The organism is Nocardia suismassiliense (assembly GCF_900269665.1).
In the GTDB taxonomy this organism is placed as follows: Bacteria; Actinomycetota; Actinomycetes; order Mycobacteriales; family Mycobacteriaceae; genus Nocardia; species Nocardia suismassiliense.
This window is the reverse complement of the sequence record NZ_LT985361.1, coordinates 6,225,436-6,248,871: the sequence shown is the minus strand read 5'-3', so window position 1 is coordinate 6,248,871 and position 23,436 is coordinate 6,225,436. Positions and strand designations below refer to the sequence as shown.

22 protein-coding genes are annotated in these 23,436 nt (G+C 67.4%); 17 read left to right on the top strand and 5 right to left on the bottom strand.

Going from position 1 to position 23,436, the window contains the following annotated elements:
• Positions 1 to 15 precede the first annotated feature (15 nt).
• From DBO33_RS27605 to prcA, 3 genes are all read left to right on the top strand, one after another.
• Positions 16 to 210 carry a ubiquitin-like protein Pup gene (locus tag DBO33_RS27605; RefSeq protein WP_107657679.1) on the top strand — a complete coding sequence of 65 codons (195 nt, stop codon included), beginning with the start codon at positions 16 to 18 and terminating at the stop codon, positions 208 to 210.
• Positions 207 to 1,067, top strand: a complete 861-nt coding sequence (gene prcB, locus DBO33_RS27600; protein ID WP_199856776.1) for a proteasome subunit beta — start codon at positions 207 to 209, stop codon at positions 1,065 to 1,067. The genes DBO33_RS27605 and prcB overlap by 4 nt, the downstream gene beginning before the upstream one ends.
• A 73-nt stretch (positions 1,068 to 1,140) precedes the next feature.
• Positions 1,141 to 1,905 (top strand): proteasome subunit alpha, encoded by a 765-nt coding sequence (gene prcA, locus DBO33_RS27595; protein ID WP_107657677.1) that lies wholly within the window; start codon positions 1,141 to 1,143, stop codon positions 1,903 to 1,905.
• Between the two features lie 111 nt (positions 1,906 to 2,016).
• Here the strand turns inward: prcA and DBO33_RS27590 are convergent, their stop codons facing one another.
• The gene (locus tag DBO33_RS27590) at positions 2,017 to 3,696 is read right to left on the bottom strand and encodes an HAL/PAL/TAL family ammonia-lyase (protein ID WP_107657676.1); all 1,680 of its coding nucleotides are present in this window, start codon (positions 3,694 to 3,696) and stop codon (positions 2,017 to 2,019) included.
• Between the two features lie 276 nt (positions 3,697 to 3,972).
• On the opposite strand from DBO33_RS27590, the gene pafA reads away from it, so the two are divergent.
• Positions 3,973 to 5,331 (top strand): Pup--protein ligase, encoded by a 1,359-nt coding sequence (gene pafA / locus DBO33_RS27585; protein ID WP_186818252.1) that lies wholly within the window; start codon positions 3,973 to 3,975, stop codon positions 5,329 to 5,331.
• Positions 5,332 to 5,442: 111 nt separating this feature from the next.
• A complete protein-coding gene (locus DBO33_RS27580) occupies positions 5,443 to 5,820 on the top strand; it encodes a nuclear transport factor 2 family protein (RefSeq protein ID WP_107657674.1) in 378 nt (125 codons plus the stop codon).
• Here DBO33_RS27580 and DBO33_RS27575 read toward each other — a convergent pair.
• Positions 5,817 to 6,113, bottom strand: coding sequence for an MTH1187 family thiamine-binding protein (locus DBO33_RS27575; protein WP_107657673.1), 297 nt, complete (start codon positions 6,111 to 6,113; stop codon positions 5,817 to 5,819). The two genes, DBO33_RS27580 and DBO33_RS27575, sit on opposite strands and share 4 nt — an antisense overlap.
• Before the next feature lie 89 nt (positions 6,114 to 6,202).
• On the opposite strand from DBO33_RS27575, the gene DBO33_RS27570 reads away from it, so the two are divergent.
• The 8 genes from DBO33_RS27570 (at position 6,203) to DBO33_RS27530 (ending at position 17,829) form a co-directional block, all read left to right on the top strand.
• Positions 6,203 to 7,198: a helix-turn-helix transcriptional regulator gene (locus tag DBO33_RS27570; RefSeq protein WP_107660629.1), complete on the top strand. Its 996-nt coding sequence runs from the start codon at positions 6,203 to 6,205 to the stop codon at positions 7,196 to 7,198.
• Positions 7,195 to 8,172, top strand: a complete 978-nt coding sequence (locus DBO33_RS27565) for a helix-turn-helix transcriptional regulator (protein ID WP_267897897.1) — start codon at positions 7,195 to 7,197, stop codon at positions 8,170 to 8,172. The genes DBO33_RS27570 and DBO33_RS27565 overlap by 4 nt, the downstream gene beginning before the upstream one ends.
• Positions 8,169 to 9,206 (top strand): 2-dehydropantoate 2-reductase, encoded by a 1,038-nt coding sequence (locus DBO33_RS27560; RefSeq protein WP_107657671.1) that lies wholly within the window; start codon positions 8,169 to 8,171, stop codon positions 9,204 to 9,206. The genes DBO33_RS27565 and DBO33_RS27560 overlap by 4 nt, the downstream gene beginning before the upstream one ends.
• 147 nt (positions 9,207 to 9,353) lie before the next feature.
• Positions 9,354 to 9,623 carry a Sec-independent protein translocase subunit TatA gene (tatA, locus tag DBO33_RS27555; protein ID WP_107657670.1) on the top strand — a complete coding sequence of 90 codons (270 nt, stop codon included), beginning with the start codon at positions 9,354 to 9,356 and terminating at the stop codon, positions 9,621 to 9,623.
• Between the two features lie 89 nt (positions 9,624 to 9,712).
• Entirely contained in the window at positions 9,713 to 10,666 is a 954-nt protein-coding gene (tatC, locus tag DBO33_RS27550; RefSeq protein WP_107657669.1) for a twin-arginine translocase subunit TatC, read from the top strand.
• 2 nt (positions 10,667 to 10,668) lie between these two features.
• Positions 10,669 to 13,371, top strand: a complete 2,703-nt coding sequence (locus DBO33_RS27545; RefSeq protein ID WP_107657668.1) for a DEAD/DEAH box helicase — start codon at positions 10,669 to 10,671, stop codon at positions 13,369 to 13,371.
• A 119-nt stretch (positions 13,372 to 13,490) separates the two neighbouring features.
• On the top strand, positions 13,491 to 14,183 hold the full coding sequence (locus tag DBO33_RS27540) for a DUF4333 domain-containing protein (RefSeq protein ID WP_107660628.1): 693 nt from the start codon (positions 13,491 to 13,493) through the stop codon (positions 14,181 to 14,183).
• Positions 14,184 to 16,701: 2,518 nt separating this feature from the next.
• Positions 16,702 to 17,829, top strand: a complete 1,128-nt coding sequence (locus tag DBO33_RS27530; protein WP_107657667.1) for a M24 family metallopeptidase — start codon at positions 16,702 to 16,704, stop codon at positions 17,827 to 17,829.
• A gap of 389 nt (positions 17,830 to 18,218) precedes the next feature.
• On the opposite strand, the gene DBO33_RS27525 is transcribed toward DBO33_RS27530, so the two are convergent.
• Complete coding sequence (locus DBO33_RS27525) at positions 18,219 to 18,647, bottom strand: PPOX class F420-dependent oxidoreductase (RefSeq protein ID WP_107657666.1); 429 nt, start codon at positions 18,645 to 18,647, stop codon at positions 18,219 to 18,221.
• A gap of 280 nt (positions 18,648 to 18,927) precedes the next feature.
• Here DBO33_RS27525 and DBO33_RS27520 point away from each other — a divergent pair, with 280 nt between their 5' ends.
• The 4 genes from DBO33_RS27520 (at position 18,928) to DBO33_RS27510 (ending at position 22,570) form a co-directional block, all read left to right on the top strand.
• Complete coding sequence (locus DBO33_RS27520) at positions 18,928 to 19,677, top strand: SDR family NAD(P)-dependent oxidoreductase (protein WP_407670629.1); 750 nt, start codon at positions 18,928 to 18,930, stop codon at positions 19,675 to 19,677.
• Positions 19,678 to 19,868: 191 nt separating this feature from the next.
• The gene (cbiE, locus tag DBO33_RS27515) at positions 19,869 to 21,101 is read left to right on the top strand and encodes a precorrin-6y C5,15-methyltransferase (decarboxylating) subunit CbiE (RefSeq protein WP_107660627.1); all 1,233 of its coding nucleotides are present in this window, start codon (positions 19,869 to 19,871) and stop codon (positions 21,099 to 21,101) included.
• A gap of 114 nt (positions 21,102 to 21,215) precedes the next feature.
• Positions 21,216 to 21,833, top strand: coding sequence for a DUF6861 domain-containing protein (locus DBO33_RS44145; protein ID WP_234391073.1), 618 nt, complete (start codon positions 21,216 to 21,218; stop codon positions 21,831 to 21,833).
• Complete coding sequence (locus DBO33_RS27510) at positions 21,830 to 22,570, top strand: cobalt-precorrin-6A reductase (RefSeq protein WP_234391408.1); 741 nt, start codon at positions 21,830 to 21,832, stop codon at positions 22,568 to 22,570. The genes DBO33_RS44145 and DBO33_RS27510 overlap by 4 nt, the downstream gene beginning before the upstream one ends.
• Here DBO33_RS27510 and DBO33_RS27505 read toward each other — a convergent pair.
• The gene (locus DBO33_RS27505; RefSeq protein WP_107657663.1) at positions 22,556 to 23,086 is read right to left on the bottom strand and encodes a PadR family transcriptional regulator; all 531 of its coding nucleotides are present in this window, start codon (positions 23,084 to 23,086) and stop codon (positions 22,556 to 22,558) included. The two genes, DBO33_RS27510 and DBO33_RS27505, sit on opposite strands and share 15 nt — an antisense overlap.
• 73 nt (positions 23,087 to 23,159) lie before the next feature.
• Positions 23,160 to 23,426 (bottom strand): hypothetical protein, encoded by a 267-nt coding sequence (locus DBO33_RS27500; RefSeq protein WP_107657662.1) that lies wholly within the window; start codon positions 23,424 to 23,426, stop codon positions 23,160 to 23,162.
• Between the last annotated feature and the right edge of the window lie 10 nt (positions 23,427 to 23,436).

Sequence of the window (23,436 nt, the reverse complement as noted above, 5' to 3'; positions counted from 1 at the left end):
AGGAGGTCGGCTGCCATGGCACAAGAGCAGACCAAGCGCGCCGGGGGCGGCGACGAGGATGATGGTCCGGAGGGTGCGGACGCCGCCGGTCAGGAGCGCCGCGAAAAGCTGGCGGAGGAGACCGACGACCTGCTCGACGAGATCGATGATGTGCTCGAGGAGAACGCCGAAGACTTCGTCCGTGCGTACGTTCAGAAAGGCGGCCAGTGACAGTAGGTGACCCCTCGCGTCTCCACCTGGGGTACGCCCTCTCGTCCTTCTCCGAATACCTCCGCATGCACGCTCCGGACATGTTGCCCGGCAACAAGTTCGGGATGGTCGACGGCCCGATGTTGAGTGCCACCGGCGCCAAGGACATCGCGCCGCACGGCACCACCATCGTCGCGATCAGTTACCGCGGCGGCGTGCTCATCGCCGGTGACCGGCGGGCCACCCAGGGAAACCTGTTGGCCAGCAGGGACATCGAGAAGGTCTACATCACCGACAGCTACTCCGCGGCCGGCATCGCCGGCACCGCGGGCATGGCCGTCGAGATGGTGCGGATCTTCGCGGTCGAGCTGGAGCACTACGAGAAGCTCGAGGGCGTATCCCTGACCTTCGACGGCAAGTCCAACAAGCTGTCGAAGATGGTGCGCGAGAATTTGCCCGCCGCCCTGCAGGGGCTGGCGGTGGTTCCGATTTTGGTCGGGTACGACGTCAATGCCACCGACCCGGACCGGGTCGGCCGCATCGTCTCGTACGACGTGGTGGGTGGACGGAGCGAGGAGCGGTTCGGTTACGCCGCGGTGGGATCGGGTTCGGTCTTCGCCAAGGGGTCGCTGAAGAAGCTGTACGCCAAGGGAATTGATCAGGAGCGCGCCTTGCGCATCGCCGTCGAGGCGCTGTTCGCCGCGGCCGACGACGACACCGCGACGGGTGGTCCCGATCTGATGCGCGGGATCTATCCGACGGCGATCGTCATCGACGAGGAAGGTGCGGTCGAGGTGACCGAGGACCGCCTCGAAGCGATCGCTCGCGGGATCGTGGCCGATCGCGAGGCTGCCGAAGAAGGGAGGGCCACCGCATGACCGGGTCAGGCCCCGGAGGAGGCAGCGTGCGTAACCACGGAGGGGCCCTCGGGCATGCGAAGGAGGGCACAGCATGACACTGCCGTACTACGCGTCGGCCGAGCAGATCATGCGCGACAAGACCGAGCTCGCGCGCAAGGGCATCGGTCGGGGTCGCAGTGTCGTGGTCCTGGTGTACGACAAGGGTGTGCTGTTCGTCGCGGAGAACCCGTCCGCGACGCTGCACAAGGTGAGTGAGCTCTACGACCGGGTCGGGTTCGCCGCGGTCGGCAAATACAACGAGTTCGAGAACCTGCGCCGCAGCGGAATTTTGCAGGCCGACATTCGCGGTTACCAGTACGACCGCCGCGACGTGACCGGCCGCGCACTGGCCAACGCCTACGCCCAGGTGCTCGGGTCGATCTTCACCGATCAGCTCAAGCCCTACGAGGTGGAGATCTGCGTGGCGGAGGTGGGCTATCCGGAGCAGCCGCCGACGACGGTGCTGTATCGCATCACCTTCGACGGGTCGATCGTGGACGAGCGCGAATACGTGGTGATGGGCGGCACGACCGAGCCGATCCTGACCGCGTTGAAGGCGTCCTACAAGCCCGGTCTCGACCTGGGGGCCGCGATCAAGGTCGCGGTGGAGGCGCTGCAAGCGGGCGTCCCCGAGGGTGCGGAGAAGGAGAAGCGGGTGCTCGGCGTCAGTTCGCTCGAGGTTGCCGCGCTGGAGCAGGCGCGACCGCGACGGGCTTTCCGGCGGGTCACCAATTCCGCGCTGGAGCAGTTGCTGAACCCGGCGGCCAAGAAGGGTAAGGCCAAGGCGGAGCCGGCGGAGACACCCGAAGCCGAGTAACGCCGTTCAGAAGTCCGGGCCCGTGCGGTGCCGCCCCAGTGGTGGTCATCGCACGGGCCCGCTTCATGTCCGGCACTGCCCTGGTAGCCGCGCCGCCGTGTCCCGTTCCGGCTATGCGGCGCAGCGGGTTTGGTCGGCCGCGCGGAACGCGGGGGTGAAGGCGTCCTCGCGGACCAGGGCAATGGCCGCGTCGACGTCCGGGCTGAGATAGCGGTCGTCGTGGAGCATCGGGATGCGCTGACGAACCACCGCGTGCACCGCCTCGGTCCCGGAACCGAGGCGCAACTCGCCCATCCGTTCGCGCATCAAGTCAACCGCCTGCGCGCCCATCAGAATCTGGACGCCGAGCACGATATCCAGCCGATCCAGATTGTCCGCGAGGTTGCGCATCGACGCCATCGCCATCGTATTGAGATCCTCCTGACCACCCTTCACCGGCCGGGACATGGTGCTCGCGGGATGGGCTCGGACCTGGATCTCGGGTATCAAGGCGGCGGCAACCGTCTGCGCCTGCACCATGCCGGAGTTCAGCCCGATCTCCCCACCCGCGAGATTCGCCGGTACCCCGTAGCTCCATTTCGGTTCCAGCAGACGGCCGGACAACCCTTCGGACAGGATCGCCAGGTTCGCGATCTGTGCGTTCAACGCGTCGATCTGCGCACCGATGCGGGTCACCGCCCAGTTGCCGCCCATCACGAATTCGTAGCCGCCACCGTCCTTTTCGAAGATCAGCGGGTTGGAGGTGGAGGCATTCGCCTCGCGCAGGGCGATGTCGCGCGCTGTCTCCAGGCTGTGCCGCAGCCCGCCGATCACGTGCGGGGTCGAGCGGACCGAGGTGGCGTCCTGAATGCGCGGGTGTGCGTCGCCGGACCGTTCGCGGCCTTGATCGGTCATCCATTCGGTGCCGCACACCATCGAGCGAATGTCCCCGGCTCCGTCGATGTCGTGATCGAGGTTGCGCTCGGTATGCGTGCGCTCGTCGAAGGCGCCCTGCTCGGCCCTGGTCGCCTCCAGGAACAGCGCGAAGGCGGCGGCGAAGCCGTGCAGGTCGTGCTCGGCGCGGTCGATGGCCTCGACGAAACGGGCCGTGACCACGCTGCCGCCGCTGATCAGCGGCAGCGCCTCGCCGGACTCCAGGGTGAACTGCTGCGGCAGGCCCGCCGCGCGAAACGCCATGCTCGCCGCGACCTGCTTGCCGCGGAACAGGACCGGATTGTGCTCGCCGATCATGCTCAGCCCGGCCGCCGCCATCGGTTGCAGATCGCCGGTGCCCAGCGAACCGATCTCCGGCATCAGCGGCAGCACATCCGCCTCGACCATGGACAGCATCCGGTCCACCACCTCCGGGCGCACCCCCATCGCGCCCCTGGCCATCGAGTTGGCGCGCAGTACCAGGGCCAGCCGCACCACGCCCGGGGGCAGCATGGGACCGACGCCCGCGGCGTGCGAGCGCAGCATGCGCCGCTGGAATTCGCGCTGCTGATCCGGTTCGAGCGGGCGGTCCTTCAACGGTCCGAGCGCCTGATTCCAGCCGTACACGCGCTGACCGGCCGCGACGGAATCCAGGGCGCCCTGCCGGGTGGTGTTCATTCGCTGCCGGGCCGAGTCGGCCAGTCGGACGGTGACGCTCTCGTCGCGCAGCACCCGCAGCATGGTCGGCCAGTCGAGGTGCCCGCCGTCCACCGCGATCAGTTCGGTCGGCGGGGCCTCGTCGAATTCGGCGGCCACTACGCCCTGCGAAACGACCGCGCACATTACCGCGACGGCCGCCACCCTGAGCCATGTTCGCATTCGGCCTACCTTCGTCGTCGATATCGGGACAAACGAACTTCGCTGAAGCGGTAGCCATGACGCTGCGCACCGCGCATACCGAGGTCGGGATACACGCGGGAGGATCGAATGGTATCTGCGGCCGCCGCGCGGTGGCTCGTGGATTGCGAAAAGGGTGTCCAAGGTGGTGCGGGACGCCGAATCCGGGCAAACCGGACCGAATCGTTGTGAAGACGTATGCGATCGTGTTGTCCGCAGCCCCACGCGGGCGCATGACATGGCTGTAATGTCGATAGTGTGCAGCGACGAATCATGGGGATCGAGACCGAGTTCGGTGTGACATGCACCTTCCACGGTCACCGTCGGCTGTCCCCCGACGAGGTAGCCCGGTACCTTTTCCGCCGGGTGGTGTCCTGGGGCCGCAGCTCGAACGTGTTCCTCCGCAACGGTGCTCGGCTCTATCTCGATGTCGGGTCCCATCCGGAGTACGCGACTGCCGAATGCGACAGCCTGCACCAATTGGTGACCCACGACCGAGCGGGCGAGCGGGTCCTCGAAGAATTGCTGATCGATGCCGAGCAGCGGCTTGCCGAAGAAGGCATCGGCGGCGATATCTACCTGTTCAAGAACAACACCGATTCCGCGGGCAACTCCTACGGCTGCCACGAGAATTTCCTCGTGGTGCGTGCGGGGGAGTTCTCCAGGATCTCCGACGTGCTGTTGCCCTTCCTGGTGACCCGGCAGTTGATCTGCGGCGCGGGCAAGATCCTGCAGACGCCGAAGGCGGCCACGTTCTGCCTGTCCCAGCGGGCCGAGCACATCTGGGAGGGCGTCTCGTCCGCGACCACGCGCTCGCGGCCGATCATCAACACCCGCGACGAGCCGCATGCGGACGCGGAGAAGTACCGCCGCCTGCACGTCATCGTCGGCGACTCGAACATGGCCGAGCCCACCACCATGCTCAAGGTCGGCACGGCCGCCCTGGTGCTGGAGATGATCGAGGCGGGCGTCTCCTTCCGAGACTTCGCCCTGGACAATCCGATTCGCGCCATTCGCGAGGTCAGCCACGATCTGACCGGTCGCCGTCCGGTGCGGCTCGCGGGCGGGCGGCAGGCCAGCGCCCTGGACATCCAGCGCGAGTATTACGCCCGCGCGGTCGAGCACCTGCGCAACCGGGACCGTGACCCGCAGATCGACCAGGTCGTCGACCTGTGGGGCCGCACCCTCGACGCCGTCGAGGCGCAGGACTTCGCCAAGGTGGACACCGAGATCGACTGGGTGATCAAGCGCAAGCTGTTCCAGCGCTACCAGGATCGCTACAGCATGGAGCTGTCCGATCCGAAGATCGCCCAGCTCGACCTGGCCTATCACGACATCAAGCGCGGCCGCGGCGTGTTCGACCTGCTGCAGCGCAAGGGTCTGGCCAAGCGGATCACCGAGGACGAGGCCGTGGACGCCGCGGTCGACACCCCGCCGCAAACCACCAGGGCCAAACTGCGCGGCGACTTCATCACCGCCGCCCAGGAAGCCGGCCGCGACTTCACCGTCGACTGGGTCCACCTGAAGCTGAACGACCAGGCCCAGCGCACGGTTCTGTGCAAGGACCCGTTCCGCTCGGTGGACGAACGCGTGGACCGGCTCATCGCCTCCATGTAGTGACGGGGCGACCGGACCCGAGCAATCGGGTATCGGTCGCCGTCGGACTTTTTCGGCGAACCCCTTACCTGGGTGGATGTCGTTTGCCGTGACTGTGCCTACCGTGGGGGTATGGCAGACACGGAACTTCTCAATGAGCTGCTCGCGGTCGAGCGCCGGGGCTGGGACTCGCTGTGCGACGGCACCGGGGCCGATTTCTACGGGCTGCTGATGACCGGGGACGCGGTGATGGTGCTCGCGCACGGGATGGTGCTGGGGCGCGCGGAAGTCATTGCCGCGCTGAACGATTCACCGCCCTGGCGGACCTACGAGATTCTCGAGCCGCGGCTGATCGACGGCGGGGTGGACAGCAAGGTGCTCGTCTACACCGGCGTCGCGTATCGCGAGGGGGACGCACCGGCCTTCCGCGGGCAGATGTCGAGTGTCTATCTGCGCGCGGGCGGCGAGTGGAAATTGGTGCTGTATCAGCAGACGCCGATCCCGGACTAGCCCTCGGCGAGGTAGCGCTCGACCGTCTCGACCTTCGACGTCATCCCGTCGGTGACGCCGGGCCGGATGTCGGCCTTCAATACGAGACTGCAGCGCGGGGCGGCGGCGAGCACCGCGTCGGTGGCCTGCTTGACCACGCCCATCACCTCGTCCCATTCGCCCTCGACGGTGGTGAACATGGCATCGGTGCGGTTCGGCAGCCCGCTGGCGCGCACGACTCGGACGGCTTCGGCCACGGCACGTCCGACATCGACGCCGGTGCCGAGCGGGGTCACAGAGAAAGCGATGATCATGCCCTCGATTCTGCCGCGTGGCGACCTGTGATCGAGGGAATCGCGCGCCGACGCGCACGCGCGGTGCCGGGCAGATTACCCTCTATCGGGTGGCGATATCGAAGGTCGAGCGGCTGATGAATCTGGTCATCGCGCTGCTGTCGACCCGGCAGTTCCTGACCGCGGAGCGGATCCGGGACAGCGTCGCCGGTTACGAGGAGTCCGCCAGCGACGAGGCGTTCAGCCGAATGTTCGAGCGGGACAAGAACGAGCTGCGTGACCTGGGCATACCCCTGGAGATCGGACCGGTCGGCCGGTACACCTCGGTGGAGGGCTACCGGATCAACCGGGACGCCTACGAGCTGCCCGAGATCGACCTGTCCGACGAGGAAGCCGCCGCCGTCGCGGTCGCCGTGCAGATGTGGGAATCGCCGGAGCTGGCCGCCGCCGCGGACGGGGCGCTGCTGAAACTGCGTGCCGCCGGCATCCACGTGGAGACCGATGCCGCAGTGGCCTCGGTTCCCGCCGTGCCCGCACGGACCCGCGGCTCGGAGCCGGTGCTCGGCAAACTGCTCGCCGCGATCGACGCCGGCCAAGCCGTACGGTTCGAACATCGTGGCGCGATCAACGCGCCCTATCTGATGCGCGACGTGGAGCCGTGGGGAGTGGTGACCCGGCACGGCCGCTGGTATCTCGTCGGCCACGACCGGCAGCGGGACGCGGTCCGCAGCTTCCGGTTGTCCCGGATCGGCGACGACGTGACCGCTTACGGGCCGGAGAACGTCGTGCGCAAACCGGACGGTATCGACCTGCGCACGATCGTCGATCGCGTCACCAGCTCGGCGCCGGTCAGTTTCACGGCGACGGTGTGGGTGGCCGAGGGGCGCGGGCGTGAACTGCGCCGGATCGGTCAGGTGACCGGCGAACGCACCATCGGTGGTCGCGTCGGCGCGGTGGTGGAGCTACCGGTTCGCTCCCGCGATTGGATTGCCCGCCTGATCACCGGGCTCGGCCCGGATGCGGTCGTGCTCGCGCCGGAGGACCTGCGCACCGATGTGGTTGCGCGGTTGCGTTCGGTTTTCGATCGCACGGAGGTCAGAGCGTGAGTTCTTCTAGACTTTCTGTTCGACTTTCGCGACTGCTGAACATGATTCCGTACTTCATCGCCCACCCCGGTATCAGTGCGGCGGAGGCGGCGGCGGATCTGGGCGTGACCACCAAGCAGCTGATGAGCGATCTCAACCAGCTGTGGATGTGCGGCCTGCCCGGCTACGGCCCCGGCGATCTGATCGATCTCTCGTTCTCCGAGGAGAGCATCGAGGTCACCTTCTCCGCGGGCATCGACCGCCCGCTGCGGCTCACCTCCACCGAGGCGACCGCACTGCTGGTGGCGCTGCGCTCGATCGTGGACATGCCGGGCATGGTCGACCCGACCGCGGCACACGCCGCCATCGCCAAGATCGAATCGGCTATCGCAGGCGGTTCCGGCAGCCAGCTCGATGATGCCCGCACCCCGCCGACCGAGGCGCCCGCCGTCGCCACCGTGCGCTCCGCGCTGGCCAGGCAGCGCGCGTTGCGGTTGGTCTACTACTCCGCGAGTCGCGATGTCGTCACCGAACGCGTCGGCGATCCGATCCGGATTGTCCTCGTAGACAACAACAGCTATCTGCAAGCCTGGTGCAGGCAGGCCGAAGGCGTCCGCCTGTTCCGCTTCGACCGGATCGAGGACGCCACCGAACTCGACGAACCGGCCAGGCCGCCGAGCCACGCCACCGAGGAGTCCGCCGCGCTCGACCTGTTCCAGGACGATCCCGCGGTTCCGTTGGCGCGCTTGCGTATTCACGGTGATTACGCCTGGGTGCTCGATCAGTACCCGATGCATCGGCTCGCCGTGCACCCCGATGGCAGCCTGGAGGCGACCATGCGGTTCGCCACACTGGACTGGATGGCGCGCCTGCTGCTCGGCTTCGGCTCGAGCGTCACCGTGCTCGGTCCGCCGGAATTGGTTGCGGCGGTGCGCGAACGCTCGAATGCCGCGCTGGCCGCCTACGCGGCCGCCGGCTTCGAGGCGGTGGGATGAGCACCGGCGCGGCGAGCCGGGTGATGGTGATCGGTGCGGGCAGCATCGGCATCTTCGTCGGCGGCAAGCTGGCCGTGGCGGGCGCCGACGTCACGTTCGTCGGCCGGCCGCGACTGCTCGACGAGATCACCGCGTCCGGTGTCCGGCTCACCGACCTCGACGGCGGCGACGACACAGTGGCCCCCGATCGTTTCCAGGTGGCCACCGAGCCGGACGACATCGGCTCGGCCGATATCGTGCTGGTCACCGTGAAATCGGCGGCGACCGCGGATGCGGTGCGTGAACTCACCGGCAAGATCCGGCCGGGCACGGTGGTGCTGAGCCTGCAGAACGGCATCGGCAACGACACGGTGATCAGGGAGATCCTGCCCAACTGCGTGGTGCTGGCCGGCATGGTGCTGTTCAACGTGGTGCACCACCCCGGCGGCCGGTTCCATCGCGGCACCGAGGGCGGGCTCGCCGTGCAGGACGATCCGGCGCTGGCACCGTTCCTCGATGTCTTCCAGCAGGCCGGGCTCGCATTGCGCCGCTACCCGGAGCTGCGCTCGGTGCAGTGGGCGAAACTGCTGCTGAACCTGAACAACCCGATCAACGCGTTGTCCGGACGACCGCTGCGCGAGCAACTCAGCGACCGGAATTATCGGCGTTGCCTGGCGCTGACCCAGCGCGAGGCGCTCACGGTGATGAACAGGGCGCGAATAGCGCCCGCCCGGCTGACACCCGTACCGCCTGCTTTGATGACCAGGCTGCTGACCGTGCCCGACGGTATTTTCCGGCGCGTCTTCGGCCGGGTACTGGCCATCGATCCGATGGCGCGCTCGTCCATGGCGGACGATCTCGAACTCGGCCGCAAAACCGAAATCTCTTGGCTCTGTGGGGAAATCGTCGGTCTCGGCACGATGGTCGGCCTGCCGACGCCGGTGAATCAGCGGCTGATCGAGTTGATCGTGGCCGCCGAGCAAGGCGACCGGCGCACCTGGACCGGTGCGGAATTGCTCGAACAACTGCGGGCCGCGCAGGCCGGTGCTCGTTGACCGAGCTCGCCCGGCTGGAGTGAACATCGGGCAAACAGGGCATCGTGACTTCGCACTCCCCAGTGCGCCGAGCGGCCGGACGGTGCGTTCGCGCACGTCACCCTCCGGTAGCATCAGAACCATCACCAGTCTTGGGAGGTAAAAATCATGGGCAGTCTGAGCATCTGGCACTGGCTGATCATTGCGGTCGTTTTCGTGATGTTCTTCGGTGCCAAGCGGATGCCCGACGCGGCCCGCAGCCTGGGTCGGTCGTTGCGCATCTTCAAGAGCGAGGTCAGCCAGATGCAGAACGAGGGCAAGGAGTCGTCCGACGCGCAGGCGCCGGCGCAGCAGCCGCCCGTTCAGCAACTGCCGCAGGCCCAGCCGGTCACCCCGTCGGTCACCCCGCAGCCCCAGGCCGAGCCGAAGACGCTCTGAGCGGGCTGTTCGACCCGGAGTGAGTCGCGACTCACTCCGGGATCCGTGCGCTGTTGCCGAGCTTCTCAACCCAGGGGCCATCACCCACCATGCGAATCCCGTTCGATCCCCGGCACAGCAAGCGCCGGACCAATCCCGACGGCACCATGTCGTTGGTCGAGCATTTGCAGGAACTGCGCTACCGCTTGCTGGTCTCGATCGCGGCGGTTCTGCTCACCACCGTGCTGGGGTTCCTCTGGTACGAGTACGGGTTCCTCGGCCTCAAGAGCCTCGGCGATATCCTCCGCGGTCCCTACTGTGCGCTGCCGGACTCGTCGCGCGCCGCGATCAGCCCGGACGGGACCTGCAAGCTGCTGGCCACCGCACCGTTCGAGCAGTTCACCCTGCGCTTGAAGGTCGGCATGACGGCGGGCATCGTGCTCGCCGCGCCGATCTGGCTCTACCAGTTGTGGGCGTTCATCACGCCGGGTCTGTACGCGAAGGAACGCAAATACGCGGTCGGGTTCGTCTCGGCGGGCAGCGTGCTGTTCGCGTCCGGCGCCGTGCTGGCCTACGTCGTGGTTGCTCACGCATTGAGCTTCCTGCTGACGATCGGCAACAACGTCCAGATCACCGCGCTGAGCGGTTCGCAGTACTTCAGCTTCATCATCCAGCTGCTGGTCATCTTCGGCGTCAGCTTCGAAACCCCGCTGCTGATCATCGGTTTGAACCTCATCGGGGTGCTCACCTACGCCCGGCTCAAGGCGTGGCGGCGCGGAATCACGTTCGGGCTCTTCGTGTTCGCGGCCATCGTCACCCCGCAGGACCCGTTCTCCATGCTGGCGCTCGCGCTCGCGCTCACGGTGCTGTTCGAGGTCGCGATCCAGTTCTCCCGCTTGAACGACATCCGCAAGGCGCGCAAGGAAGCCGACAACCTGGCCGCGCTGGCCGACGAAGAAGCGTCCACGCTGAGCAGCCCCGATCCGATCGATCCGGCCGACTCGATCATGACACCCCCGGATAAAACCGGGCGCTCGATGTCGGACTACTCCGATACCCTCTGACGGTGACACATCACCGGTCGCATACGGGCGAGCTTGCGAAGTTTTCCACCGAGCTGAAGTTCAGCCTGGATCCTTTCCAGCGCACCGCCTGCGCGGCACTCGAAGAGGGACACAGCGTCCTGGTCTGCGCGCCGACCGGTGCGGGTAAAACCGTGGTCGGCGAGTTCGCCGTGCATCTGGCGCTCGCCGCGGGCGGTAAGTGCTTCTACACCACGCCGATCAAGGCCCTGTCGAACCAGAAGTTCGCCGATCTCACCGAGCGCTACGGCCGTGACAGCGTCGGCTTGCTCACCGGCGACCAGTCGATCAATCCGGGCGCGCCCGTGGTGGTGATGACCACCGAGGTGCTGCGCAACATGCTGTACGCGTCCTCGGACGCGTTGCGCGGGTTGTCGTTCGTGGTGATGGACGAGGTGCACTACCTGGCCGACCGGTTCCGCGGCGCGGTGTGGGAGGAAGTGATCCTGCATCTGCCGCCGGACGTGCGGCTGGTCAGCCTATCGGCGACGGTCTCCAACGCCGAGGAGTTCGGCGCCTGGATGGAGACCGTGCGCGGCGACACCGCCGTGGTGGTGGATGAGACCAGGCCGGTGCCGCTGTGGCAGCACGTCATGGTCGGGCGGCGCATGTTCGACCTGTTCGACACCGATTCCACCGATCAGAAGGTGCTGGTCGACGGCGACCTGGTCCGGTTCATCAAGCAGCGTGAAGCCGCCGATCGGGCCAACAGCTGGAATGGTCCGCGCAACGGGCGCGGCGGTCCGCGGCGTGACTTCCGTCCGTTGCCGCGGCCGGAGGTGCTGGCGAAGCTGGACGAAGAGGGCCTGCTGCCTGCGATCACCTTCATCTTCAGTCGCGCGGGTTGCGATGGCGCGCTGGCACAGTGCTTGCGTTCCCGGCTCGATTTGAGCCGCGAGGACGATCGCGAACAGATCGACGACATCATCGAGAAGCACACCGGTGACCTGCCGAAGGCGGACCTGGAGGTGCTCGGGTACTGGGAGTGGCGCGAGGCGCTGCACCGCGGGCTGGCCGCGCACCACGCGGGGATGCTGCCCGCGTTCCGGCATACCGTCGAGGAGCTGTTCGTCAAAGGTCTGGTGCGGGCCGTATTCGCCACGGAGACACTGGCTCTCGGCATCAACATGCCCGCGCGCACGGTGGTGCTGGAGCGGTTGGTCAAGTACAACGGTGAGTCGCACGCCGAGCTCACCCCCGGTGAATACACCCAGCTGACCGGACGCGCCGGACGTCGTGGCATCGACGTCGAAGGCCACGCGGTGGTGCTGTGGCAGCCGGAGGTCGATACCAGTGCCGTCGCCGGTCTGGCCTCCACCAGGACCTATCCGCTGCGCAGTTCGTTCAAGCCCGGTTACAACATGTCGATCAACCTGATCGACCGGATGGGTGCCGCCGAAGCGCGCATGCTGCTGGAGCGGTCGTTCGCGCAGTTCCAAGCCGACCGCTCGGGGGTGGGGCTGGTCCGCGGTATCGAACGCAACGAGTCCGCGCTGCGCAAGCTGCGCGATCAGCTCGGCGGCGCCGATGGTGACTTCCTGGAATACATTTCGCTGCGGGAACGGATCAAGCAGCGGGAGCGGCAGCTCGAACAGCAAGGTCGGTCGGACCGGCGCGGGGTTGCGGTCGCGGCGCTGACGGCGTTGCGCCGCGGTGATGTGGTGGCGATTCCATCCGGGCGGCGGGCCGGGCTCGCGGTCATCCTGGAACCCGATGCGACGCCGGGTGACCCGCGGCCGCTGGTGCTCACCGAGGACAAGTGGGCCGGTCGGGTGTCGGTGGCCGATTTCCCGGTGCCCGCGGAGGCGTTGGGGCACATGCGGTTGCCGCGGCGGGTCGATCACCGGACCGCGCAGACCCGTCGCGATCTCGCGTCGGCGCTGCGCAGCACCGGGATTTCCGTGCCGGGCCGGCCGCGCCGCGGCAAACGTGCGTCGGCGGCCGACGACCGGGAACTGTCCACGTTGCGTCGCACTCTGCGCGCCCATCCGGCGCATACCCGCGCGGATCGGGAGCAGATGTCGCGCATCGGCGAGCGCTACAACAAGCTGGCCCGGGAGACCGAGACCATGCGCCAGAAGGTTGCCGCAACGACCAACTCGCTGGCCCGCACCTTCGATCGGATCCTCGGGCTGCTGGAAGAACGCGGGTTCGTGCACGAATCCGAGGTGACCGCGGACGGTCGCAGGCTGGCCCGGATCTACTCCGAAAGCGACCTGCTGGTCGCCGAATGCCTGCGGCAGGGGCTGTGGCGCGGGCTCGGCCCGGCCGAGTTGGCCGGAGTCGTGTCCATTCTGGTGTTCGAATCCCGCCAGGACGGTGGATATCTCGGCGTGACGGGTCCGACGGCACCGATCCGGCGGGCGATCGGCGAGACCATCCGCGTGTGGTCGGAGTTGCGCTCCGACGAGGCCCGGCACAAGCTGCCGCCGACCAGGGAACCCGATCTGGGTTTCGTCACCGGCGTGCACAAGTGGGCGCGCGGCGACGGGTTGGCCGAGTCGTTGCTCGCCAGCGGTGATCAGGCCACGCCGCTGTCCGCGGGCGATTTTGTGCGCTGGTGCAGGCAGGTGATCGACCTGCTCGACCAGATCCACAACACCGCCGACGACGAGGAGGTCGCCGCGACCGCCGCGAAGGCGGTGCGCGCGATCCGGCGGGGTGTCGTCGCGGTGGACGCCGCGTAGCGGATTCGATTGTGATTTGATTTCTTTCGCGTACCGACCGTGGCGGAGGACTAGAGATATCGGACCGTTCTCACGCGGGGGGCTACCGTGTGTACAACGATGCGAGTGGAGGCAACCAGATGAGCGGCCCGTTTGGACCCAGCGAACCCGGGGAGGGGCGCAACAACGATCCCACCCAGCAGTGGGGTGGACAGCAGGCACCCGGCGGGGCAGGACCCACCCACCAGTGGGGCGGCCAGCCGCAAACTCCGGCCTCGGCCCAGCCGACCCAGCAGTGGGGCGGTGATCAGCCGCCGCCGCAGCAGCCGTGGGGTCAGCCGCCGCAACAACCCGGCCAGCAGCAGTGGGGTCAGCAGCCGAACCCGCAGTGGGGTCAGCCCGGCCAGCAGAGCCAGCCGTGGGGCCAGACTCAGCCGCAGGACTGGCAGCAGGGCCAGCCGCAGGGGGGCCAGCAGCAGCCGCAACCGCAGGGGGGCGGCCAGCAGCAGCCCCCGCCGCAAGGCAAAGGAAAAGGCCTGGTCATCGGCCTGGTCGTGCTCGGTGTCGTGGTCATCGGCGCCATCGTCGCCCTAGTCCTCGTACTGACCTCCAAGGACAAGCTGGACCAAGCCGCCGTCCAGGACGGCGTCAAAAAGGTCCTCACCGACTCCTACGGCATCCAGGACGTCAGCGACGTCACCTGCCCGTCCGGTCAAGAAGTCAAGGTCGACGCCACCTTCACCTGCGACCTGAAGGTCAGCGGCGAGGGCAAGAAGGTGACTATCAAGATCACCAAGGAGGATGGAACCTACGAGGTCGGCCGCCCGAACTAGGTCCCGTCGCTAGTAGCCTCCCGGTCGGCCCACTTCGGTGGGCCGGCCGTTGGCGTTTCTGTGGGGTGTGGGCGGTGCCGGCTTGGTTGGGGATTCGCAGGCGTTGTATGCCTTGGCGGGGGTGTCATTCCTCGAGGGGGCCCGATGAATCCTGAAGGGTGCCTGCAGCGAAACATGAAAGTGGTTGCCGCAGGACGGTGAAGACGGTCGACATCGAAAGGTGAAGACTGCCTACGTCGAGAGCTGAAGGTGGTTGACAGCGAAAGGTGAAGGCGGCCGACCGAACCGTAAGGCCCCCTTCCGCATACCCTTTGGCGCTCCGCCCGTCATCGAGGAACCCCAGTGGCACCAGAGCGCGCGGCTCGGCGCCGCTATGTCCCGCTGAGTGAGCAGCTGGGTGCCGAGTGGGACATCACGGCGAACTTCCCCGCGTCTTCCGACCCCTAAGTCCCGTTGGGTGATCGGTCCGGCTTCGAGTGGGACGTCATGGCGGGCTTAGTCGCGTTTCCGACCCCTGTGTCCCGCTGGGTGCTCGACCCAACCTTGAGTGGGACGTAATGGCGGGCCTATTCGCGTTTTCCCGCCGCTATATCCCGTTGGGCGTTCGGCTCGGCTTCCAGTGGGACATGACGGCGGACTTACTCGCGGTTCGCCGCTACTGTGTCCCGTTGGGTGTTCGGTGCGGCCTTGAGTGGGACATGAGGGCGGGCTTGCCCATGTTTCGCCTCTGCTGTGTCCCGCAGGTTGAGCACTTCCGTCTGACTGTTCGCCGAGCGGGACGTAGTGGCGGGCCGCCGCGAATTGGCTCGCCCTTATGTCCCGCCGATCACTAAAGCTGGCCGCTGCCAGCAAAAACCGCACCCCCTCTCGGGATCCGCACCCACTTGGGACCCCCGCAATCGGTGCGGAACCCGAGAGCCAGTGCGGATCTTGCTGACAACTACCGCTGCGCCAGCATTGGCGCCATTTCGCGTACCCTCTGGAGCTCCGTTCATGATCAACGGGACCCAGCGGCGCCAAAGCGCGCGGTTCGCCGCCACTATGTCCCGCTGAGTGAGCAGCTGCATGCCGAGTGGGACATCACGGCGGACTCACTCGCGTTTTCCCGCCGCTATATCCCGCTTGGTGATCGGCTCGGTTTCGAGTGGGACGTCATGGCGGGCTTGCTCGCATTTTCCCGTCCCCGCACACGTCGAGCATGAAAGCTGGCCGCTGCCAGCAAATCCCCGCGCCCCGCCAGCGCTGGGCGATCTCGTATACCGTGCGCATCTCTCGCTGACCGTGCGCACCTCTCGTATACCGTGCGCACCTCTCACAGACCGTGCAGACCCCTCACAGAGTGTCTACCGTCTGTGAATAGTGTGCACGGTCTGCGAGTCTCTCTACCCCGCAACGTGTTCCACCCATTAGAGCTCTCGGAACGCAACCACAGCCAGATGACCACGCTGGAACCGAGCGCCGCGTGACCGACCGCGGAGGTAAGCCGGGTACGGCACACGACGCGCCCAGCACTACTCACGGGAAAACCTGGGTGAGTCTTCAGCTCGCTGGACCGTTCACCCGAGGAGTCCTTGATTGCTCCTACCGGGAAGGTGAACCTTGGCGGGGTGTCTTTGGGTGTACCCGTATAGGACCGCGCGCTCAAAGACCTCCCGGGGTGAGCTGATTCGAGGGTTTATGACAGTCGATGGGATGCCCGGATGGTGCTGAGCGCGTCGGGTGGTGTTCCCGGCTTTCTCTTCCGCAACCTGGGATGGGCAGGGTGAAGGTTCCGGCGTGGGGACTGGCTGTGGTGCTGTTTTCGGGATCTTGTCGACGGACAGCTCTGCCGTGAAGGGTTGCGGTAGTGGGGCTTTCAGAACTAGGCCGTGCGGGCGGCGAGGGCCTTGATGAGGCGGGTGACCGGGCTTTCGGCGTTGTAGGCGGTGGCCAGTTCGCGGAGGCGGTCCAAGTCAGCGGGGGCGGTGGGGAGGGTGTCGGGGNCGGCAGGTCTAAGCGGGACGCGGAAGCGGCGAACGGGGGCCGGAAGTGGGAGGTGGCGGGCGGACGCGGAAGTGGGCAGACGGAGGCGGGAGCGGCAAGACGGATGCCGGAAGTTGAGAGGTGGCAAGCGGAAGGCAGGCATGCGGGAGCCAGGAGGTGGCCGGCGAGAGGTCTGCAGGTGGGAGGCAGGAAGCGGAAGCGGGAAGTCGGCGGGCGGAGCTGGCAAGTAGGAGGTTGGAAGTGGCGAGCGGGAGGCGGCTCGTGTGCATCACGAGAATTGACAGTCCGTCGGCTCCCCACTCGATTCGCACAAGTCACCACCTCATTGCACCGGGATGAATGAGGCGCGGCTTGCGTGCTACACAGCCGTTCCGGTGGCCAACGAATTCGAGCAGTTCGGCGTCGTCCTGCCGCCCGCACACACTTCCCGGCCGGTCGGCGGCTTCGTGAAGTGCCGATGACGGTTCGGGGTGGACGAAGTGGAGCGGGGGAGTTCGGGTTCGCGGGGGCGGGCGCGGCAGGTAACGTCGGATGAATGAGCTCGCATACGGATTCCAGGTTCGCGGCGGACATTTATGGTGAGCGGTTGGAGCGGGCGGTGGAGCTGATGCGGGCCGCCCATCTGGACGCCTTGTTGATCACTCCCGGCCCGGATCTGCGGTATCTGATCGGGTCCGCGGCCGAATCGTTCGAACGCCTGACCTGCCTGGTCATCCCCGCCGACGGCGCAACCCCCTCGGTGGTCATCCCCAAGCTGGAACTGGCCTCGCTGGAAGGATCCGCGGCAGGCGAACTGGGCCTGCGCGTGCTGGACTGGGTCGACGGAACAGATCCGTACGGACTGGTGAAGTCGGCGCTGCACGTCGGCTCCCGGGTGGCCGTCGCCGACGCCATGCCCGCACTGCACCTGATCCCGCTGGCCGCGTCGTTCACCGGCCTGCCCGCCTCCGCCACGCCGGTGCTGCGCGAACTGCGCATGATCAAGGATGCCGCCGAGATCGACGCACTGCGCCGAGCGGGCGCGGCCATTGACCGGGTGCACGCGCGGATGGGCGAATTCCTGCAGGTCGGCCGCACCGAAGCCGAGGTCGGCGCCGATATCTCCGCCGCCATCATCGAGGAAGGGCACACCGCAGCCGCGTTCGTCATCGTCGGCAGCGGCCCGCACGGCGCGGACCCGCACCACGGTGTCTCCGAGCGCCGCATCGAGTCCGGCGACGTGGTGGTCATCGACATCGGCGGCCCGGTCGACCCCGGCTACTACTCCGACTCCACTCGCACCTACGTCCTCGGCGAACCCGACCCCAAGATCGCCGCCCGTTTCGCCGCACTGGAACGCGCGCAAGCCGCCGCCGTCGCCGCCGTCCGCCCCGGCGTCACCGCCGAATCCGTCGACGCCGCCGCCCGAAACCCGTTGGTCGAAGCCGGTTTCGGCGACGCCTTCGTGCACCGCACCGGCCACGGCATCGGCCTCTCGGTACACGAGGAGCCCTACATCGTCGAAGGCAACGACCTCGTCCTCCAGCAAGGCATGGCCTTCAGCATCGAGCCCGGCATCTACTTCCGCGGCGACTGGGGCGCCCGCATCGAAGACATCGTCGTGGTCACCGCAGACGGCTGCGAGTCCATGAACCAGCGCCCCCACGCATTGACGGTCCTGTAAGACGATGAGTAGTGGTCGGGCGAGCCGTTTCGCGACCGCTCGGCCCAGTCGCCGCCGGGCGGGCTGACTCGCTGCCGCTGGGCTCGGCGGCCAGACAGGCTGTTCGCTGTCAGGTCGGCCCAGGCCGTGTTTGGCTGGGCTGTTTCGCTGCCCATTGGCGCGGTTGCGTTCGGGCGAGCTGCTTCGCGTTCGCTCGACCCGGTCGCCGCCGGGCGGGCTGACTCGCTGCCGCTCGGCTCGGCGGCTGTATGGGCTGTTGGCTGCACGGTCGGCCCGGGCTGCGGTTAGCCGGGTTGTTTCGCTGCCCAGTGGCGGTTGGGCGGGTTGCTTCGCTTGTCGTTCGGCCAACGGCTGCTGGGCGAGCTGATTCGCTGGCCCGCGCTGCGGTACTACGCCGGTTCGGTGGCCTCGGGCGCGGCGGCGATCAGGGTGGAGCTGGACAGTACGCGCTCGACCTGGATTGCGATGACCACGCGGGTTGGGTTTACGCGGGGGACTCGGTAGCGGCCGGCGTAGCGTTGCTCGGCTTCGGCGACGGCGTCCGGATCGTCGAGCACCGTTGCCGGGCCTTCGAGCGTGAGCCATCGTCGACCCTCGACTTGGCTGACCGCCGCGTATCCGCCTCGCCGCACATTTCGCACCTTCGCCGACGCACCGTCGGTGATCACTCTGGCGATCCGAGCCTCCGGATCCCAGGTGAACCCCACCGCCACCACATGCGGTGTCCCGTTGGCCCGCAACGTGGTCAAGGTCGCCAGATGCCGCTCGGTGACGAATTCGAGGGCGGCGGGCGAAAGTTCTGCGGTCTGCGTGGGCATAACCAGACCGTAGCGGTGCCGCCGGGTCGTCCCGCAGAGGGGCGCGGCGCGCACCTCCGGCGGGCACGCACCAAGGAGTCGACGTCACGCCGTGGTGCCCGCGTGGTCGAGCGCAGCCAGCGCGATGCGTGAGTGGCACACCATGGAGACACGTTCTCGACGTTTGCCGCAGCCATGTGCCACTCACGGACCTGAGTCGAGCGGCCGCGCACGGGATATAGCTCGATATGTCCCGTTGCGCGGGTGGGTGGGGGTGGAATGACAGACTGGGCGCATGGGAATGCGAGGGATTGCCGAGGGGACGGTGCTGCTGCTCGGCGGGCGCAGCGAGATCGGGCTCGAGGTGGCGCGGCGGCTGGCACCGGGGCAGGTGGTGATCCTCGCGGCGCGACGCAGCGGCGACCTGGCGGAGCAGATCGCGGCGCTCAACGACGCCGGCGCGGCGGCCGTGCACTGCGTGGAATTCGACGCCGACGACACGGCGAACCATCCGGCCTTCCTGGAGAAGCTCACGGCGGAGTACGGGCAGATCGGGGTGGCGGTGGTCGCCTTCGGTGTGCTCGGCGATCAGGCGCGGGCCGAGCGTGATCCGGCGCACGCGATCGCCGTGGTGCACACCGACTACGTCGCTCAGGTCAGCGTGCTCACCACGCTCGCGAATCTGCTTCGCGCGCAAGGCGAAGGGCAGCTCGTCGTCTTCAGCTCGGTGGCCGGTGTGCGGGTCCGCCGCGCCAACTACGTCTACGGATCGGCCAAGGCGGGACTCGACGGTTTCGCCAGCGGACTCGCGGATGCCTTGCACGGCACCGGCGTTCACCTGTTGCTGGTGCGTACCGGCTTCGTCATCGGCCGGATGACCGAGGGCATGGAGCCGGCTCCGTTCTCCAGCACGCCGGACCAGGTGGCCGCCGCCGTGGTCAAGGGACTGCACAAGCGCACAGGTGTCGTCTGGACGCCCCTGATCCTGCGCCCGGTCTTCTTCGCGATGCGCCTGCTGCCCCAAGCGGTCTGGCGCCGGATGCCGCGGTGAGCGGCGGCACGACCATGCGGGTTCGGCTGCGATGACTCGCCGCAAGGTGTCGGTCCAGGCCGGGGCAGCGAACCAAGGCCCTCGCCTAGCGCGCGGTGCCGACTGCGGTCGGCGTCGGACGCGAGGGATGGTCGATTGCCTGTCACTCCCTGGTGCGCACCAATGACGGCGATGCTGCGCGGTGGGTATCGGTGACCGCGACCTGGTCCGGTCCGCCAGTGGTCGTGGCGGGGATCGGAGCCGACGGCTGGGACGGGCTGGGGCGCCAAGCGCGGGAGGCTATCGCGACCGCCGAGGTGCTCTTCGGTTCATCGCGGCAGCTTGCCCTTGTGCCGGAACAGGATTCGGCAGGGGAGCGGGTCGCGTGGCCCTCGCCCTTGGTGCCCGCCCTGCCCGGCTTGTTCGACCGGTACGCCGGCTCCCGAATCTGTGTACTGGCCAGCGGCGACCCGATGTTCTACGGCATCGGAGTGACGTTGGCGCGGTCGCTGGGGGCGAACGCGCTTCGGGTCTTACCGCAGCCATCGTCGGCGTCGTTGGCGTGCGCGTGGCTCGGGTGGGGACTGGCGGAGACGCCCGTGGTCAGCGTGGTCGGCCGAGCGCTGGAAACAGTGCTGCCCGAGCTGGCAGACGGGCGGCGGCTGCTGGTGCTCAGTGCCGACGAGCAAACGCCAGCGCACGTTGCTGAGCTGTTGGGGCGCAACGGCTTCGGCGATTCCACGCTGACGGTGCTCGAGCAACTGGGCGGCCCGGCGGAACGGGTCGAGACCGGGATCGCGAAACAGTGGCAGCGGTCCGCCGGTGACCCGCTGAACATCGTGGCCATCGAGTGCGTCGCCGACCCCGCGCATACCCGAGCGACCAGACTGCCCGGCCTGCCGGACGAACTGTTCAGCGGCGATGGGCAACTCACCAAAAACGAAGTGCGAGCCCTGACCCTGACCGCACTGGCACCCGCCCCCGGCGAGCTGCTGTGGGACATCGGCGGCGGATCCGGCAGCATCGCGATCGAATGGTGCCGCACGCATCCCAGCTGCCGCGCAGTCACTTTCGAGCGGCTCGAACACCGGCGACAGCAGATCGCCGATAACGCTGCGGCCCTGGGCGTACCGTATATCGACGTACGCGGCGAAGTGCTCGAGGAATTGCGCCGGAGCGCCGAATCCGTCTCGCCGGACGCCATTTTCATCGGCGGCGGACTCACTCAGTATGGCCTATTCGAGACATGCTGGTCGCAGCTGCGACAGGGCGGCAGGCTCGTCGCGAACGCAGTGACCGCCGAATCCGAATCGCTGCTGCTCAGCTGGGCGGCCAGACACGGCGGCACGTTGCGCAAGTTCCAGATCTACCGCGCGGAGTCACTGGGATCCTTCACGACTTGGCGCCCGCAGCTCCCGGTCACACAGTGGTTCGTTGTGAAATAGCACAAAGCGGAGCCCTGATATGAGGTCCGCGAGTGAAACGAGTTCTGTCCGGCGGGTAGGGTCGGGGCCGAGATCCGATCATGATCGGAAATCCGGTTCCTGATGGGGAGATAGATGAAATACAAGAAGTTTGCCGCCACCGCACTTTTGGCCATCGCCGCCACCGGCGTCGCCGCGGGTACCGCGTATGCCGCGCCGGTACCGCCCGCAGTGCAGGATCAGACCACCGCCGCGCAGACCGTCAAGGGCACCGACCAGGGTGTCAGCTACGCGCTGCAGCTGGCCGACGCGGGCAAGTCCGTCGTCACCAGCGTCACCGGCGGTGCGTTCAGCCTGGCCGCCGACAAGCAGTCGGTGACCCTGACCAACGCCGCCGGCGAGGCCGTCACCACCATTCCGCTCACCGCGACCGCCAAGGGCGAGCAGGTGGAGATCGCCGCGGCCATCGCCGACGACGCCAAGCAGCTGACGCTGACCCCGAAGGTCGCGCCGTCCGCGAACGCGCCGGTCGCCGCCGAGTTCATCGGCGCGCAGGAATGGTTCTTCGCCGAACTGCAGCGCGCGTCGCTCGGTGCCGCGGTCGGTGGATTGATCGGCGCCGCTATCGGTTTCCTGTTCTTCGGTGTCGGGATCCTGCCCGGTGCCGTGCTCGGCGCGCTCATCGGTCTCGCCGTCGCGGGCGGGCCGTCGCTGCTGAACGCGGGCATCGCCTACTTCAGCGGCCAGCCCTGAAAACCCTCCTTTTAGGCGGCACCCGGGAAGCCCGGGAACTCGCCCACATCGCTTCCGGCGAGCAAGGATTCGATATCGTCTCCTCGCTCGCCGGAAGCGTTCGTGACCCTCTGCTGCCGGTCGGCGAAGTGCGGGTCGGCGGGTTCGGTGGGGTCGAGGGGCTGCGGGACTGGTTGGTGGCCAACGGGATCGATACCGTGATCGATGCCACCCATCCGTTCGCGGGCGTCATCAGTGCGAATGCCGCTGCGGCTGCGGCCGATCTAGGGTTGCCGCTCGTGCACCTGCGGCGACCCGGCTGGTCCGCGCAGGATGGCGACAGGTGGATCCGGGTAACGGATCTCGCGGCTGCGGCGGAGACCGTCGGCGAGATGGGCGAACGCGTTTTTCTGACCATCGGCCGTCAAGGTGTCGGTGCCTTTGCCGGACTGACAGAGCCCTGGTTTCTGATCCGCGCTATCGATCCACCTGAGGGCGCGCTCCCGCCACGGCACGAACTCTTGCTTGCCCGTGGCCCTTTCACCGTCGAGGACGAATCCCAGTTGCTGGCAGACCGGCACATCGACGTGCTCGTCACCAAGGACAGTGGCGGCGATCAGACCGACGCTAAGTTGACTGCCGCCCGTACGGCAGGGTTGCCGGTTGTCATGATCGACCGGCCTGCGCTGCCGGAAGGTGCGGTAGTCATGGAAAACGTTGCCCAGGTATGGGATTGGCTCCGGTCATCGGCCGAGTAATTCGGGCAGGCGATCGAACCAATCGAGCACCGCGCGTTCGTATCTGATGCCGAAATCCAGCGTGGCGCGGGCATAGGGCGGTAGATCGGTCGGGTCATCGCCGAGATACTTGGTCAGCCGCGTCTGATGAATCTCCCTGTTGGCGGCGATAATTCGGTCCAGATGCGCGCGGTCGAGATGGTGACCGAAGGACAGCGTGAGCAACAGTGGGAAGCGGATGTTTTCGCCGCCCGGGTCGCGAGCGATCCACTCCAGGAAGGCTTCCCGTCCCGCGTCGGTGATCAGATAGGGCGTGCGTTCCCGTGCGCCCGGTTCGCCTTTCGCCACCAGTCCTGCCGCGTCCATTGCGGCCAGTTCCCGGTAGACCTGGCTTTGCGTGATCGTCCAGAAGTCGCCGATGCGGTCCTGGGCCTTGGCCACCAGATCCCAGCCCGACATCGGTCCTTCGTGCAGAAATCCGAGCAGCGACGCGGCCGTGGAGTTCAACGGCTTGCGGCTGGTCGCGGTCTTCGTCAACCGACTGCTCCCTTCGCTCTCAACCTTCCATAGTGGAATGTTATACGAACGTGCGCCGGATCGGCGGTGACACCTATTTGCCGGCCAGCTGATCGAGCCTGGCCAGCACCAGCGCCATGCCCTCTTCCAGTCGCGCCTGGCCCAGGCGCAGTTCGACGAGGTCTTCCTCGATCTTCTCGGCGCGCCCCTCGATCCGGTCGATACCGTCGAGCGCCTTTCGGGTGAGAGCCGCGAGCTCGCTGAGGACGTCGCCCTGCTCGTCGAGTGCTTGTTCGCTCGCGGTGGCTCGGGCCTCCAGGGCTCGGGCGCGCAGCGTCAGCTCCGACAGTGTCGCGGCCAAGATCCCTCCA

Bases quoted from the DNA above. Each gene is read 5' to 3' on its own strand.
- tatA (WP_107657670.1), top strand. From the start codon at position 9,354: ATGGGCAGTCTGAGCATCTGGCACTGGCTGATCATTGCGGTCGTTTTC.
- prcA (WP_107657677.1), top strand. From the start codon at position 1,141: ATGACACTGCCGTACTACGCGTCGGCCGAGCAGATCATGCGCGACAAG.
- DBO33_RS27530 (WP_107657667.1), top strand. From the start codon at position 16,702: ATGAGCTCGCATACGGATTCCAGGTTCGCGGCGGACATTTATGGTGAG.
- DBO33_RS27520 (WP_407670629.1), top strand. From the start codon at position 18,928: ATGCGAGGGATTGCCGAGGGGACGGTGCTGCTGCTCGGCGGGCGCAGC.
- tatC (WP_107657669.1), top strand. From the start codon at position 9,713: ATGCGAATCCCGTTCGATCCCCGGCACAGCAAGCGCCGGACCAATCCC.
- DBO33_RS27560 (WP_107657671.1), top strand. From the start codon at position 8,169: ATGAGCACCGGCGCGGCGAGCCGGGTGATGGTGATCGGTGCGGGCAGC.
- DBO33_RS44145 (WP_234391073.1), top strand. From the start codon at position 21,216: ATGAAATACAAGAAGTTTGCCGCCACCGCACTTTTGGCCATCGCCGCC.
- DBO33_RS27525 (WP_107657666.1), bottom strand. From the start codon at position 18,647: ATGCCCACGCAGACCGCAGAACTTTCGCCCGCCGCCCTCGAATTCGTC.
- DBO33_RS27540 (WP_107660628.1), top strand. From the start codon at position 13,491: ATGAGCGGCCCGTTTGGACCCAGCGAACCCGGGGAGGGGCGCAACAAC.
- DBO33_RS27575 (WP_107657673.1), bottom strand. From the start codon at position 6,113: ATGATCATCGCTTTCTCTGTGACCCCGCTCGGCACCGGCGTCGATGTC.
- DBO33_RS27590 (WP_107657676.1), bottom strand. From the start codon at position 3,696: ATGCGAACATGGCTCAGGGTGGCGGCCGTCGCGGTAATGTGCGCGGTC.
- DBO33_RS27605 (WP_107657679.1), top strand. From the start codon at position 16: ATGGCACAAGAGCAGACCAAGCGCGCCGGGGGCGGCGACGAGGATGAT.
- DBO33_RS27580 (WP_107657674.1), top strand. From the start codon at position 5,443: ATGGCAGACACGGAACTTCTCAATGAGCTGCTCGCGGTCGAGCGCCGG.